This is a genomic window from Streptomyces sp. GL_148, assembly GCF_057834205.1.
Window position 1 is genome coordinate 3,291,944 of record NZ_CM174396.1, and the last position, 12,419, is coordinate 3,304,362.

The 12,419-nt window shown below is 70.6% G+C and carries 12 protein-coding genes; 3 read left to right on the forward strand and 9 right to left on the reverse strand.

Going from position 1 to position 12,419, the window contains the following annotated elements:
* Window positions 1–33: 33 nt before the first annotated feature.
* The 5 genes from AC3IYI_RS15010 to clpS all read right to left on the reverse strand — a co-directional run bounded on the left by AC3IYI_RS15010 (window position 34) and on the right by clpS (window position 3,491).
* On the reverse strand, window positions 34–141 hold the full coding sequence (locus tag AC3IYI_RS15010; RefSeq protein WP_385372366.1) for a putative leader peptide: 108 nt from the start codon (window positions 139–141) through the stop codon (window positions 34–36).
* A gap of 99 nt (window positions 142–240) precedes the next feature.
* Window positions 241–663, reverse strand: a complete 423-nt coding sequence (locus tag AC3IYI_RS15015; RefSeq protein ID WP_489410656.1) for a M67 family metallopeptidase — start codon at window positions 661–663, stop codon at window positions 241–243.
* A 99-nt stretch (window positions 664–762) separates the two neighbouring features.
* On the reverse strand, window positions 763–2,184 hold the full coding sequence (locus AC3IYI_RS15020) for an amino acid permease (RefSeq protein ID WP_489410657.1): 1,422 nt from the start codon (window positions 2,182–2,184) through the stop codon (window positions 763–765).
* 378 nt (window positions 2,185–2,562) lie between these two features.
* Window positions 2,563–3,177 carry a DUF2017 domain-containing protein gene (locus AC3IYI_RS15025; RefSeq protein ID WP_489410658.1) on the reverse strand — a complete coding sequence of 205 codons (615 nt, stop codon included), beginning with the start codon at window positions 3,175–3,177 and terminating at the stop codon, window positions 2,563–2,565.
* A complete protein-coding gene (clpS, locus tag AC3IYI_RS15030) occupies window positions 3,177–3,491 on the reverse strand; it encodes an ATP-dependent Clp protease adapter ClpS (RefSeq protein ID WP_243337276.1) in 315 nt (104 codons plus the stop codon). Before clpS ends, AC3IYI_RS15025 begins: the two co-directional genes overlap by 1 nt.
* Before the next feature lie 81 nt (window positions 3,492–3,572).
* Here clpS and AC3IYI_RS15035 point away from each other — a divergent pair, with 81 nt between their 5' ends.
* Window positions 3,573–4,901 (forward strand): nicotinate phosphoribosyltransferase, encoded by a 1,329-nt coding sequence (locus AC3IYI_RS15035; protein ID WP_489410659.1) that lies wholly within the window; start codon window positions 3,573–3,575, stop codon window positions 4,899–4,901.
* A gap of 262 nt (window positions 4,902–5,163) precedes the next feature.
* Window positions 5,164–5,763, forward strand: a complete 600-nt coding sequence (locus tag AC3IYI_RS15040) for an isochorismatase family protein (RefSeq protein WP_489410660.1) — start codon at window positions 5,164–5,166, stop codon at window positions 5,761–5,763.
* A 91-nt stretch (window positions 5,764–5,854) separates the two neighbouring features.
* Here AC3IYI_RS15040 and AC3IYI_RS15045 read toward each other — a convergent pair whose 3' ends face one another.
* Both AC3IYI_RS15045 and AC3IYI_RS15050 read right to left on the reverse strand, forming a co-directional pair.
* A complete protein-coding gene (locus AC3IYI_RS15045) occupies window positions 5,855–6,190 on the reverse strand; it encodes a hypothetical protein (RefSeq protein ID WP_489410661.1) in 336 nt (111 codons plus the stop codon).
* A 111-nt stretch (window positions 6,191–6,301) separates the two neighbouring features.
* On the reverse strand, window positions 6,302–8,707 hold the full coding sequence (locus tag AC3IYI_RS15050) for an immune inhibitor A domain-containing protein (protein WP_489410662.1): 2,406 nt from the start codon (window positions 8,705–8,707) through the stop codon (window positions 6,302–6,304).
* Between the two features lie 427 nt (window positions 8,708–9,134).
* Here AC3IYI_RS15050 and AC3IYI_RS15055 point away from each other — a divergent pair, with 427 nt between their 5' ends.
* Window positions 9,135–9,434, forward strand: coding sequence for a hypothetical protein (locus tag AC3IYI_RS15055; protein ID WP_489410663.1), 300 nt, complete (start codon window positions 9,135–9,137; stop codon window positions 9,432–9,434).
* 364 nt (window positions 9,435–9,798) lie between these two features.
* Here AC3IYI_RS15055 and AC3IYI_RS15060 read toward each other — a convergent pair whose 3' ends face one another.
* Both AC3IYI_RS15060 and AC3IYI_RS15065 read right to left on the reverse strand, forming a co-directional pair.
* Window positions 9,799–10,569: an RDD family protein gene (locus AC3IYI_RS15060; RefSeq protein WP_489410664.1), complete on the reverse strand. Its 771-nt coding sequence runs from the start codon at window positions 10,567–10,569 to the stop codon at window positions 9,799–9,801.
* A gap of 87 nt (window positions 10,570–10,656) precedes the next feature.
* Window positions 10,657–12,312, reverse strand: coding sequence for an RDD family protein (locus AC3IYI_RS15065; RefSeq protein WP_489410665.1), 1,656 nt, complete (start codon window positions 12,310–12,312; stop codon window positions 10,657–10,659).
* Window positions 12,313–12,419 lie beyond the last annotated feature (107 nt).

Here is a 12,419-nt window from a genome sequence, read left to right on the forward strand (position 1 = left end):
GAGCACGCGGCCCCGCGAGGGGGCCGTCGGGGCTCAGGCGGCAGTACAGATGGCGCTGGCGAGGCGGCACAGATCGACGTGCAGCCGCGCCACAAGCAGCAGCCTGCTGGGCGTCTCGATGCTCACGTCGTGGGAAACCATGCGGTCATGTTAACGATTCCCGGTCCCTGGTTTGGAGTGTGATCCCGCATCGTGGACGGATATCGCTCACATACTGAGAAGTAGCCCTCTTGGCGTGCCTCAGTAGGCCGCTACGACCTGCACTTCTTCCTCCGTGATCACGCCTTCGACGATCCGGTATGACCGGAACTGGAACTCCCCCAGGCCGTCCTTGTCCGCCGTGGAAACCAGCACGTAGTGCGCGCCGGGCTCGTTCGCGTACGTGAGGTCCGTGCGCGAGGGGTAGGCCTCGGTCGCGGTGTGCGAGTGGTAGATGACGACGGGGTCCTCGTCCCGGTCGTCCAGCTCGCGGTAGAGCTTGAGCAGGTCCTTCGAGTCGAACTCGTAGAACGTGGGCGACCGGGCCGCGTTCAGCATCGGTACGAACCGCTGCGGGCGGTCCGTGCCCGCCGGGCCGGCCACCACGCCGCAGGCCTCGTCGGGGTGGTCCTGACGGGCGTGCGCGACGATCTGGTCGTGGAGAGCCTGGGTGATGGTCAGCATGAGCGACAGGATAAGCAGACGGGCCCTCCCGTACCGAGGGCTGGTACGGGAGGGCCCGGATGATGGACACGAGCCCCTGCGTGCAGGGGCTCGTGGTCGTTAGGAGGCCTTGGTGAAGGCGGCGCCGCGCGGGTCGCGGGACTTCATGACCAGGTAGCAGACGCCCAGCAGCAGGCCCCACAGGGGCGCGCAGTAGAGCGAGACCCGGGCGTCCTTGTCGACGCCCATCATCACGATGACCATGCCGATGAAGGCGAGGGCGAAGTAGCTCGTGTACGGGGCGCCGGGGGCGCGGAACGGGGACTTGGGGAGGTCGCCGCGGTCGGAGGCGGCGCGGTAGCGGATCTGGCAGACCAGGATCATGATCCAGGCCCACATGCCGGAGATGGTGGCGAAGGAGACGACGTAGTCGAAGGCCTTGCCGGGGGCCACGTAGTTGATCCAGACGCCGACCAGCATCAGGGCCGCCGAGAAGGTGGTGCCGATCAGCGGGGTGCCGCTCTTGGTGAGCTTGGTGAAGAACTTCGGGCCCTGGCCGTTGAGGGCGAGGTCGCGCAGCATGCGGCCGGTGGAGTACATGCCCGAGTTGCAGGAGGACAGGGCCGCGGTCAGGACGACGAAGTTGACGATCGCGGCGCCGACGCCGAGGCCCATCTTCTCGAAGGCGGCGACGAAGGGGCTGACGCCGGGCTGGAACTCGTGCCACGGGACGACCGACAGGATCATGATGAGCGCGCCGACGTAGAAGACGGCGATGCGCCACGGCACGGTGTTGATGGCCTTGGGCAGGGTCTTCTCGGGGTCCTTGGACTCGCCGGCGGTGACGCCGACCAGCTCGACGGCGAGGAAGGCGAACATCACGATCTGCAGGGTCATCAGCGTGCCGCCGATGCCCTTGGGGAAGAAGCCGCCGTCGTTCCACAGGTTGGAGACGGTGGCGGTGTCCGCGGCGTCGGAGAAGCCGATGGTGAGGATGCCGGCGCAGATCAGGATCATGCCGACGATGGCGGTGACCTTGACCATGGAGAACCAGAACTCCAGCTCACCGAAGAGCTTCACGGAGATCAGGTTCGCGCCGTAGAGGATGACGGTGAAGATCAGCGCGTAGGCCCATTGCGGGAAGCTGTCATGGGTCCAGTACGACATGTACTGCGCCGCGGCGGTGACTTCGGTGATGCCGGTGACCACCCAGAAGAGCCAGTAGGTCCAGCCGGTCACGTATCCCCAGAAGGGGCCGAGGAACTCCCGGGCGTAGTCCGAGAAGGAGCCGGACACCGGGCGGTACATGAGCAGTTCGCCCAGGGCCCGCATGATGAAGAAGATGACCAGGCCCGCGATGGCGTAGGCCAGGATCAGGCTGGGGCCGGCCTTGGAGATGGCCTTGCCGGCGCCCAGGAAGAGGCCGGTGCCGATGGCGCCGCCGATCGCGATCATCTGGATCTGGCGGGCTCCGAGCGCGCGGTGGTAGCCGTCGCCCTCGGTGGTGTCGTGCTGCTGCTCGTCGACCTGTACGGAGGTCATGTCTTGGTGCGCCTTTCTCCACGCCGACCCGCGCCATGACTGGCTGCGGATCGGGTCCTCGATCCCCCCGGATACGGATGGAGTTGCACGCCGGCGGTCAGCCGGTTCAAGCAGGCCGGGGGCATGGGTGGCGCCCCGTCGGCGGTCGTGAAGATCTATCACGTGCCTACGGGTCCCTGAGGGAAGAAAATGTGACCCAGGGCATAAAAAAATCAGGACAGAGGTCCTGAAATGGATCAGATCACCACATCGCGGTGATCTGATCGTTATCCGGATTTGAGCGTCCGCTGAGCGAACGGGCGACCGGCTTGAGGATCTTCAGAGGGTTCCGCGGAGCACCCCGCGGAGCACCCCTCAGAGCACCCCGCGGAGCACCCCTCAGAGGGTCCCGGCGAGCGTCTCGATGAGGGTCTCCTGGAGACCGCCGAGCCAGAGGTACGCCATCACCATCGGCTTGCGCGGATCGTCGTCCGGCAACCGAAACAGCACGGCGCTCTCGTCGTCCTCCGTGATGTCCAGGCGGGCCGCGATGGTGAGCCGCAGGTCGTTCAGGGCGCCCAGCCAGCGCAGGCGCAGCTCCCCGTCGACCTCCAGGACGGCCGAGCCGTCGGCTGCCGGGCTCAGCCCGTCCAGGCTGCGTACGACGGCCAGCGCGTCCTCCCGCTTGCGGCTGCGCAGGTCGTTCTCGGTGAAGCGGCGGAATTCGGCCGAGTGGGCCCGCAGCTCCTCCGTGTCGGCGTTCGCCGGGGTCTCCGGGCCGCCGTAGGCGTCGGGGAAGAGCCGGGCCAGGGCCGGGTCGGACGGAGGCTCGGTGGGGCCGTCGGAGGCGGCGAAGAGCGCGGCCAGCGGGTCGGCGTCCGGATCGGGCTCCGGCTCGCCGGGGCCGATGAGCTCCAGCAGCTGCACGGCCAGGGAGCGCAGGATCGAGATCTCGATCTCGTCCAGCGCGATGGCGGCGCCGCCGCCCTTCAGGGGCTCGAACACGCCGCCCATCAGTTGCGGTCCTGGGACATGGTCGCCCAGAGGCCGTAGCCGTGCATGGCCTGCACGTCCCGTTCCATCTCCTCGCGGCTGCCGCTGGAGACGACCGCCCGACCCTTGTGGTGGACGTCCATCATCAGCTTGTTCGCCTTGTCCTTGGAGTAGCCGAAGTAGGCCTGGAACACGTACGTCACGTAGCTCATGAGGTTGACCGGGTCGTTGTGCACCAGGGTCACCCACGGGACGTCGGGTTCGGGGACCGCGAAGGTCTCTTCGGCCGATTCGGTGCGTTCGATCTCAATGGGAGCAACACTCACTTGTCCCATGCTGCCACTGACAGGGGCCTGTCGCACAAACAGGCCCCTACATCTCGTCACTTTGACGAGATGTACGCTAGCATCCGTCGCATGAACCCTGCGGACCTGGGCCTGCCGGTGGACGTGCCGTCGACAGCGCTCTTCACGGACCATTACGAGCTCACGATGTTGCAGGCCGCGCTGGCCAACGGCACGGCCGACCGCCGCTCGGTCTTCGAGGTGTTCACCCGGCGGCTCCCCGAGGGGCGCCGCTACGGGGTGATCGCGGGGACCGGCCGGGTGCTCGACGCGGTGGAGAACTTCCGCTTCGACGGCGCCGTACTGGAGTTCCTGCGCGAGCGCAGCGTCATCGACGCCCGCACCCTCGACTGGCTCGCCTCGTACCGCTTCTCCGGCGACATCTGGGGCTACCCGGAGGGCGAGGTCTACTTCCCCGGCTCGCCGGTCCTGCGCGTCGAGGGCAGCTTCGCCGAGTGCGTGCTGCTGGAGACCGTGATCCTGTCGATCCTCAACCACGACTCCGCGATCGCCGCGGCCGCCTCCCGGATGGCCACGGCGGCAGGCGGCCGGCCGCTGGTCGAGATGGGCGCCCGGCGCACGCACGAACTGGCGGCCGTCGCCTCGGCGCGCGCCGCGTACGTCGGCGGTTTCACCTCGACCTCGGACCTGGCGGCCGGCTTCCGGTACGGGATCCCGACGGTCGGCACCAGCGCGCACGCCTTCACCCTGCTGCACGACAGCGAGCGGGACGCCTTCACGGCCCAGGTCGCCTCGCTGGGCAGCGGCACCACGCTGCTGGTGGACACCTACGACGTGGCGGAGGCGGTCCGCACGGCCGTGGAGGTCGCCGGGACGGGCCTCGGCGCCGTCCGGATCGACTCCGGGGACCTGCTGCTGGTCGCGCACCGGGTGCGCCAGCAGCTCGACGAGCTGGGAGCCACGGAGACCAAGATCGTGGTGACCTCGGACCTGGACGAGTACGCGATCGCCTCGCTGGCGGCCGCTCCGGTGGACGCGTACGGGGTCGGCACCCAGCTGGTGACGGGCAGCGGGCACCCGACGTGCTCGATGGTCTACAAGCTGGTGGCGCGGGCCGCCTCGGCCGATCCGAAGGCGCCGCTGGTGTCGGTGGCGAAGAAGTCCTCGGGCGGCAAGACCTCCGTCGGGGGGCGCAAGTGGGCGGCCCGGCGGACCGACTCCGAGGGAGTCGCGGAGGCGGAGGTCCTCGGGACCGGGCCGGTGCCGGCCGCGCTGGCCGACACGCAGCTCCTGGTCCAGCTGGTCAAGGCGGGCGAGGTGGTGGCCCGCGAGTCCCTGGAGGCGGTCCGCGACCGCCACCGCGAGGCCCTGGCGGGTCTCCCGCTCTCCGCGACGCAGCTCTCGCGCGGCGAGGCCGTGATCCCGACCGAGTACGCGTAGCTCCGGGGGCGGGGCGGGGCCGCAAGCCCGGCGCAGCCGGGGCCCCTGGGGCTCCGCCCCAGACCCCGCGCCTCAAACGCCGGCGGGGCTGGATTTGGCCGACGTCAGCCTGCACGTGCGCGCAGCGCCCGCAGAGGCCTGGGCGCGCAGCGCCCGTAGCGGGTCTGGGGCGCAGCCCCAGTTTCGGGAAGGGGCGGGGTGGGGGAAAAGCCCCCGCAGGGCCCCGCCGCCGCACCGCACCACCGAGCCGAAGGACATCGTCATGCACCGCGCACTGATCGTCGTCGACGTACAGAACGACTTCTGCGAGGGCGGCAGCCTCGCGGTCACCGGCGGAGCCGACATCGCCGCCGCCATCACCGAGCTCATCGGCCAGGCCACCGCCGGCTACCGGCACGTCGTCGCCACCCGCGACCACCACATCGACCCCGGGTCCCACTTCGCGCACCCCCCGGCCCGGCCGGACTACGAGACCTCCTGGCCGGTGCACTGCGTCGCCGGGACCGAGGGCGTGGGCTTCCACCCGAACTTCGCGCCCGCCGTCGCCTCGGGGGCCGTGGCCGCCGTCTTCGACAAGGGGGCGTACGAAGCGGCGTACAGCGGCTTCGAGGGCGCGGACGAGAACGGCCTCGGGCTCACGCAGTGGCTGCGCGACCGGCAGGTCACCGAGGTCGACGTGGTCGGCATCGCCACCGACCACTGCGTCAAGGCCACCGCCCTGGACGCGGCTCGCGCGGGGTTCCGTACCCACGTGCTGCTGGACCTGACGGCCGGGGTGGCCCCGCACACCACGACGCGTGCGCTGGCCGAGCTCCGGGATGCCGGAGTGGAGCTGAGCGGGACCCCGGTGGTGGCCGGCTGACAGCCGGGCACCTGGGGGCCGCCTACGGGCCACCTACGGGCCGTCTACGGGGCTCCTGCGGGGCGCCGCCGGGCGGCTCGGCCCCGCCCGCTCACCCCAGCAGGGCCCGGATCGGGTGCCACAGCTCCGCCGCCCGGTCCGGCGCGCAGCGCCAGAGCAGGCCGTCGGGGTGGTGCAGGACGGCCGTGATCTCGTCCGGGGTGGGCGGCTGGGCGTTGCCGCGGAGGTAGACGGCGCGCAGTCCGAGGTTCCGCAGCCTGGTCAGGGCGCGGGCCCGGTTCGCCGCGTGCACCAGCACGCGGACGTTTCCACCGTCGGTGCCGCCTTCGATGCCGCCCTCGACGGCACCTTCCACGGACGGTCTGGGCAGCGTGAGCGCGACGACCACGCTGCCGCCTGGCAATCGGACGAAACCTCCACCGGGCATGTCTTCATCTCCCCCGTCAATAAGAAACTCAGCCCACGCATCTAAACGCGATCGGCCGCCGCCCGCTAGAGGGCGACGGCCGATCATGCTTTGACCTGCGATTTTACTGAATTACTTAACGGAGGGGCCGACCTCGACCGTCATGACGAGACCGTCGTAGGTCTCCTTCACGATCTTGATCTTGGTGTTGGTGTCAGTGACCTTCACCGAGCCGGTCGGGTTCTCGTCGTAGAAGTACGTGCCCTTGTGGTCGTCGAAGACGAGCTGCGCGGGCTTCGGCTTCAGGAAGAGCTCCTGGCCGTTCTTGTGCAGGGTGATCGCGTCCGTCTTGTACGCGCTGAAGGCGGCGTCGTACGGCTGGATCTTGTTGCGCAGCAGGGTGCCGTCCGACCACTTCATCGGCTTGGCGTTGGCGTCGATCGGAAGGATCAGACCGGAGCCGGGGTGCTGGCTGGTGTTGTTGTCCTTCTGGGAGGTGTCCCACTGCCAGATCAGGAGGCCGTCCTGGTAGGCGTAGTGCTCGACCCAGTTCGGCTTGGTGTTGGCGAAGCCGAAGTTGTACGGACCGACCTTGAGGGTCTTGTCGTACGAGACGTAGCGGCGGTTCTCGGCCAGGTAGTACTGGGCGTACTCCTTGGTGAAGCCGGCGCCGACGCGGGAGAAGCCCTTGCCGGTCCAGCCGTTGTCGCCGTTCTCCGCACCGTCGGTGAAGAGCGTGGCGCCGTCCGCCGTGATGGCGAGGGCGTCACCCGTGAAGCCCTTGCCGCCCGCGCCGCCGTCCGTCTGGTAGCGGAAGCGGAGGTCGACCTTCTTGCCCGCGTAGGCGTCCAGCGAGTAGTTCAGGTTCTTCCAGCTGCCCGAGACGCCGGTGAGCGACGGGCTGTTGGAAGCGTCGACCGGGATGGCCACGCCGTCGGCGGTGCCGGCGAGCGCGGTCCAGGTGGCGCCACCGTCGGTGGAGACCTCGGTGTACAGGAAGTCGTACTCCGCCTCGATGTCCCACCAGCCCTTGAGGGACAGGGCCGCGGAGGACTTGCCGGTCAGGTCGACCGAGCGGGTGAGGGTGTTCTTGAGGTCGTCACCCATGTTGCTCCACCACTGCGAAGCACCCTCGGCGGGAGCGACGATGTCGGTGGTGACCTTCTTCTTCGGAAGGTCGACGAGCAGCGCCTGCTTGTCCTTGGTGTTGTACTCCGAGACGCCCAGCTTGTGGGTGGACTTCGTCGCGGCCTTGGCCTTGTCGTAGTTCAGCCAGCCCAGCTGGAACTTGTCCCAGGCGGTCATGTCGCCCGGGAGGTCGCCTATGGAGTCCTTGCCGTTGCCGAGCCAGGAGCCGGCCGACATCAGGGACCAGAAGCCGACCGAGTTCTCGCCGCCACCGGAGGTGTCGTAGAGGTCGGGCAGGCCCAGGTCGTGGCCGTACTCGTGCGCGAAGACGCCGAGGCCGCCGTTCTCGGGCTGCATCGTGTAGTCGCCGACCCAGATGCCGGTGTTGCCGATCTGGGTGCCGCCGGCCTTGTTGTTCGCGGGGCCGTTCTTGCCGGCCTCGGTCCCGTAGGCGTACCAGCGGTGGGCCCACAGGGCGTTGGTGCCCTGCACGCCGCCGCCGGCCGACTCGTCCTCGCCCGCGTGGACGATCTGGAAGTGGTCGATGTAGCCGTCGGGCTCGTTGAAGTTGCCGTCGCCGTCGAAGTCGTAGCGGTCCCAGAGGTCGTACTGGGCCATCTGCGCCTTGATCTCGGCGTCGGTCTTGCCGGCCTTCTTCTGGGCCTCGGCCCAGGCGGTCACGCCGTCCTTGACCGTGTCCCAGACGTTGCCGCAGTTGGTCTGGCCGCAGTAGTTCGAGCCGTAACGGGCCTCGTTGTACGGGACCTTGACCCAGTCGGCGACCTCGCCCTCGACCGAGTAACGGCCCGAGGAGGTCTTCTCGTAGTAGGTCTTCAGCGAGTTCTTGCCCTTGCCGGTACCGAAGTACAGGTCCTGGAAGTACGCGCGGTTGAAGTCCTTGCGCCACGCCGTGCTGTTGTTCACCGCACGGTCGGGCTGGGCGATCTGGTTGTGCATCGGGCCCGGGTTGCCGCCGTACTTGGGCACCGGCGGCTTGGGGCCGGGGCCGTCCGGGTCGAACGTGGTGGTGTTGTCCACCTGGTCGCCGAAGTCGACGAGGATCGTGAAGATCTTGTCGGTCTTCTCGCGGCCGAGCTCGACGTACTTCTTGTCGTCGAGCTTGACGACCTTGGAGGCGCCCCGCTGCTCGACGTCCTTCTTGCCGCTCAGCACCTGCTCCAGGGCGGCCTTGCGGGCCTGCTCCTGCTGCTTGCTGTACGGGCCTTCGAGGTTGTGCTTGACCTGCTCCTTGGAGGGAGCGGTCGGGTCCTGGCGGTCCGCGGCAGACACCTTCGCACCCGGGTCTGCCGTGGCCATCGTGAAGGCGGCGCCGGTGGCCGCCGTCGCTGCCAGGGTCACGCCGATTGCGGCGGCGCGAAGCGCTCGTCTTCTGGCCGAGTTGCTGGTCACTTGATGTCGTTCCCCTCCCGCGGCCGCGAAGGTGGTGCGGAACTTCTCCGTAGGAGTGGGGGGTTCCGTGCGGCGCGCGTCTCAAGTGACGACATTTGACCGGAGAGTCGCAAGAAAAGACAGACCTTGACTTGTTCCTTACAACTGCACTATGCGGTCACCCAGTTCCGCTATTCGGACGTTCCGCAGCCATAAGGGACGAACCGCACTTACGGCCCCCGGCGCACCCCATCGGCCCACCCGCCCCTCCCCGCCCCCGGGCCCCGGGGATGCCCCCTGTGCGCCCCCTGTGCTCCGCTGCTTCCCGTCGCATGAGTGAGGTCACGCTTACCGACAGTTCCGCTCGGGCATCCACCGTCGTAGAGTCACTCGGCGCCAGACCTGGTCCGAGCCGACTCCCCCTCCCGCTTCGAGGACGGATATCGCCATGCCGCGTCCGACTGCCGCACAGCTCGCCTACGGGTCCGCCACCGTCATCGTGTCGACGATCGCCATGCTGCTGCTCTCGCAGACGAGTACGGGACTCGGCGTCGCGGTCATCTCCGCCGCCGCCCTCGCCCTCGGGCTCCTCGTCGCACTCACCGTCCCGCTGCCCCGCCGGCGCGGGCGGCACGCGGCGACCCGTACGAGGACCGCATCGCCGGTGCCGGACACCGTGCCACAGGACGTGGCGGCGGGCGCCCCGGCGCAGGCCCCGGCCCCGGTCGAACACCCCGTGCACCACTGACCCGGCGCCACCGACCCGGCCCGCGCACAGAGGTGCGCGGGCGGCCTCCCCCGTGGGGAGACCGCCCGCGCGCACCGGACCGAGTACCTCTAAGACTTGATCCGTTATTCCCGCAGGGATGACGGATTGCAGCCGGGGCGGTTCCTGGGCTGTCCGGCGTGGTCGCCCGGGGGCGGCTCATCCGGGGTCGCTCAGGGCGCTGGTCCGGCATTCGGGGAGCAGAGGCACAGGTCAGACGTTGTGCTGCCGCGTGATCCGTACCGGAAAACCGGGGACAGACACGATGCGGTTGACTCCCACAGGGCGTCTTCTCGCCCTATCCCTTGCGGGACTTGACGATCGTACCGGAATTACGGAACGACTCTTAGGCGGCTTGGACCACCACGGTCTTGGCCACCTTGTCGTGCAGACCCTGCTTGTAGGGCTTGTCGACGAGCATCGAGATGACGAGCGCGATCGGCCACAGGCAGAAGCAGCAGATCAGCGTCGGCAGCCAGAGCACGGCCGAACGGCTGAGGGCGGCGTTGGACTGCGGGACGCTGCCGTCGTTGAGCATCGCGACGCGCAGGCCCATCCACTTCTTGCCGAGGGTCTGGCCGTTCTTCTTGACGAACCACCAGTCGTAGCCCACGTAGGCGACGATCGAGATCAGCGTCATGATCAGACCGCTGCCGCTGTACGACTTGGTGATGACCTCGGTGACGTCCTCGCCGTTGTTCGTCTCGACGGTGTACCGGTTGCGGTCGCCGACGGCCAGCTGGATGAGGAACAGCGGGACGGCGATGATCAGCAGGTCGATGACACGGGCGGCCAGCCGCTTGCCGAAGTCGGCCAGCGGCGGCATCCCGGCGAGCGGGTCGGGCATGCCGTAGCCACCACCACCGCCGTACGGGTCACCACCGCCCGCGCCTCCGTACGGGGGCGGCGGGGGCGGGTAGCCCCCTCCCCCGGGCGGGGGCGGCGGAGGATAGCCCCCTCCCCCTCCGGGCGGGGGCGGCGGGAAGCCTCCGCCGGCGCCTGCGGGCGGTGAGCCGTACGGCGAACCACCCGACGGCGGAGGCGTCGGTTCCTGGGGCTTCTTGAGGAACGGGTCGTCCTCGGGCGGCTGGCCCGGCGGCGGCTGGTCGGTGCTCATGGCCCGAGTCGAACCCGGCCCGGAGCGGCCCGCAACGGGGACGCGTCCATTCGGGGGACGACGGGAGTGACGACAGGCAGAGACGGCCTAGCGGGCCACGTACGTGCCCGCGGCGCGGTCGTGGAGGGTCCGGCGCCGCGGGCGGTCCGCGAGGGCCCACAGGGCCCCCGGAAGGCCCAGGAGGGCGTACACGAGCCAGCGGCGCAGCGCCGCGCCGAAGCGTGGCGGGCGCAGCGTGGCGGTCGCCAGGACCCGTACGCCGAGCAGCTTCTTGCCCGGGGTGCGGCCCCAACGGGCGGTGGGCAGGGCTTCGTAGAAGACGCCGAAGAGGAGGACGGCGCCCAGTACGAGGCCCAGCGAGCCCGCGGTGGTCCCGTCGAGCAGCCACACGGTGGTGGTCCGGCCGGCCGCTCGGGCGGCGTCCACCTTGGCCTGGACGTGCGCGGTCGAGGCGGGCACCAGGGGCAGCGCCACCCCGGTCGCGACGGCCGCGTACACGAGGCAGTCCAGCAGCCGGGCCACCCCGCGCCGCACGAGCCCGGCGGGGCGCACGGCCCGCTCCGCCATCCGCTCGAACACCGCGCGTCCGGTCCTCGCGGGACGCTCCGCACGGTGCGGGGGCAGGGCGGCCTCCGCCTGCTCCGCACGGTCCGCCGGCTCTACGGGGGCCACGCGCCGGGCGGGCTCCGCCGCGGCGGCCGGGGCCGGGCGCTCCGCCGGCCGCACGCGCTGCGCCGGGTCCGCGTCCCGGCCCGGCGAGCCGGGCGAAGCCGGGGCGGCGGGCCGCACGGGGGCCGGAGCGGCGGCACGGGCCGCGGCCGCGCCGACCGGGGAGGGCGCCGACAGGATGCCGAGCCCGCCCGGGGCGGCGGAGCCGGACACCTGCCCGGGCAGGACCGCCGACCCGGGGGCCGGGGCCGAGTGCCGGGCCGGGGCAGGGACCTGCGCCTGGGCCTGGGCCGGGGCCGAGTGGTGAGCCGGGGCCGGAGCTTGCGCCGAGTGGTGAGCCGGCGCCTGCGCCTGGGCCTGGGCCGAGTGGTGAGCCTGCGCCTGCGCCTGGGCCTGCGCCTGGGCCTGCGCCTGGGCCGAGTGGTGGGCCGGAGCCTGCGCCTGGCCGTGCGCCTGCACCGGGTGGGGAGCGGGGGCCGGGGCCGGCGTGCGGGCCAGGGAGATCCCGGCGGGGCGGGGCGCGGCGGCCGGCTCGTGGCCCCAGGACACCCGCCGGTCGCGCGGCCCGCCGAAACCGGCCTGGTGGAGCGGGTCGGCCTGCCATCCCGCGGCCTCGGCATCGGGCTCCGCCCACGACTGCTGCCCGGACCCCGCGGGGGGAACGGGCTCCGTGGAGGACTCGAGCTCCGACCGGGAAACGGACTGGGCCCAGGACTCGACCCCCGACGGGGAAGCGGGCTCCGGCCGGGAAGCGGCGGGCTCCGGCCAGGTCCCCGGCTGCGGGCACGAGGTGGTCTCCGGCCCGGAGGCCGCCGGCTCCGGCCAGGGCTCGGGGGCCGGGCGGGGAGCAGGCCGCGGCTCGGGCTGCGGCCATCGCTCCGGCTCGCGCAGCGCCTCGCTCATGCCCGTCTGGTCGAGGAACACGGGACCCGTCTCGTCGGCAGGGGCCGCGGGGCGGCTCGTACCGGGAACCCAGTTCAGGCCGTTCCAGAACCTGACGTACCCGGGGATGGACGGATCGGGGTAGTAGCCCTCGCGGGCCGCGTGCTCGCCGTCACCAGGGGAGGCCGTCAATGTCCCCAACTCCGATCGTGGCTTGAGGCTTCTTGCAGGGGTGGACCATAGCCAAGAACCGCCCCCCGACAGGTCCGGTAACGGGAGAATCCAAGCGTTCGGGCGAA